Below are 1,776 nucleotides of genomic sequence, written 5' to 3'. Positions count from 1 at the left end.
GTAAAAGTATGGGGGATAAAAGTGGGAGGCATTTTTACGATTTCGGTTCCTGGTTTAAAAGATGACAGAATCATCCAAATAAAAGGGATTATCATAATAAGAGAAACAATGATAGCGATCGTATGGGATTTGGTTTGCTCAGTTACCTCGTTTTTTCTTTTTGAAGACATTTTAATCCTCCCACTCTTTAATATTCCCATTCTGGTTTAAGAATTTTAAGCTGTAAAAGGGTTAATACCCCAATAATGATAAAGAGCATTATTGCAATAGCTGAAGCTATCCCGGTCTGAGATCGAAGTATTCCATCGTTATAAACTTGCAGAGCCATGGTATAACTACTGTAACCAGGGCCACCCGATGAACCTCCAGTTCCACCACCGGATAAGGTCATCACAAAAACTAAATCGAAAGCCTGGAATGCAGAAATAGCTGTAATTGCTGTTATAAAAAGGAACACTCTTCTTGCCAAAGGAAAGATTATTTTCCAAAAGGTAACAAAGGCGCTGGCACCATCAATCTGAGCCGCCTCATAGAAAACATCGGGTATGGTATTGAGTCCAGTTAAGAATATTAAGGTTGAGAATCCAAGAGCTTGCCAAACTTCAGTAAAAATTACACAATAAATTGCTTGTTGAGGATTGTTCAGAAAACCTTGCCTTGAAAAACCAATTTTACTGAGTAAGGCATTAAATAATCCAAATTGGGGTTGGTAGAGGTAGGTAAAAAAAAGACCTATGGCCACCGCAGAGCATAATGATGGTAAAAATATTGAAAACATATACCCCCTGCTTCCAAATTTAATAGCAAATAAAGTTTTAGCTAATAGCACACCGATAAAAACGACTAAACCAGTTTTTAGTAGAGCGTATAGCAAAGTATTTCTGAGAGCAGTAATAAAACGAGGGTCTTTAAAAATATCAAAGTAATTTTTCAAACCGACAAACTTACTGGAGGCTGGGTTTTGAACAAACCAAAGAAAAAAGCTGCTCACTATCGAATAACCAAAAGGATAAGCCACAAATAAAATAAACCAGACTAAGGCAGGAATCAAAACCAGCCAGGGGAAATATCGTGTGGCGAAGCCACGTTGCATTCGCAATAACCTCCTTTTGACCGAAGGGCTTGATTCTTAATCAGTCAAACAAAACCATAATAAAATAATAAAAAAAGACTTTTTTTATTATTTTATTACTGGAAGGAATCCACAAAAAAATTCCTTCCAGTAATAGAAATACTATCTTACTTAATGGCTAAATCTTCAGGAAGTCCATCCCAATAAATAAAGGTTGCCGGTACGTTCGGGTATTTTTCTTTCATTGTGGCAACCTGTTGATTGGAGTTAACTTCCATTTGTTCCAAGGTTTGGTCAACGGTTAATTCTCCATGAATCATAGCATCGATACTTGGCCACCAGATGTTATAGAGCAGAGTGTCTTGTTCTGGGAATGGACCCCAATATCGGAAGGAACCCTCTTTCATGGCATCTATAACCGGCTCAAGATAGGCACCTTTACCAGTTTTAAAGTAATCATTATCCCAAAGGGAACGAGGGGTTGGGAGCCCAGGATTTTCTTCGAGAAAAACCAACTGTCCTTCAGCGCTGGCTAAATATTGCAGATATTTAACCGCTGCTTCCTTTTTCTCCCCAGCTACATAAGAAGGCATGAGTAAATCCCAGGTATCAGTATGGCTGAACAAGGGTTTCTGGCCCTTGACAAAAGCTGGTTTCATGATGAAGTCAAATTTCATATCTGGATAAGTTATCTCGGTAAAGGG

Annotated in this window: 2 protein-coding genes; both read right to left on the bottom strand. The window is 38.2% G+C overall.

Annotated elements, in window-relative coordinates; translation table 11 throughout:
* Window positions 1-187: 187 nt before the first annotated feature.
* The gene (locus PLK24_RS11230) at window positions 188-1,093 is read right to left on the bottom strand and encodes a carbohydrate ABC transporter permease (protein ID WP_324479184.1); all 906 of its coding nucleotides are present in this window, start codon (window positions 1,091-1,093) and stop codon (window positions 188-190) included.
* Between the two features lie 146 nt (window positions 1,094-1,239).
* A partial coding sequence (locus tag PLK24_RS11225; protein ID WP_324479182.1) for a type 2 periplasmic-binding domain-containing protein occupies window positions 1,240-1,776 on the bottom strand: 537 nt, incomplete at its 5' end.

The organism is Atribacter sp. (assembly GCF_035418125.1).
Lineage (GTDB): Bacteria > Atribacterota > Atribacteria > Atribacterales > Atribacteraceae > Atribacter > Atribacter allofermentans.
The sequence above is the reverse complement of the archived record's forward strand: the minus strand, read 5'-3'. Positions and strand labels throughout refer to the sequence as shown.

What these genes read in the sequence shown, in the direction of transcription:
- PLK24_RS11230 (WP_324479184.1), bottom strand. Translation starts at nt 1,093, where the DNA reads ATGCAACGTGGCTTCGCCACACGATATTTCCCCTGGCTGGTTTTGATT.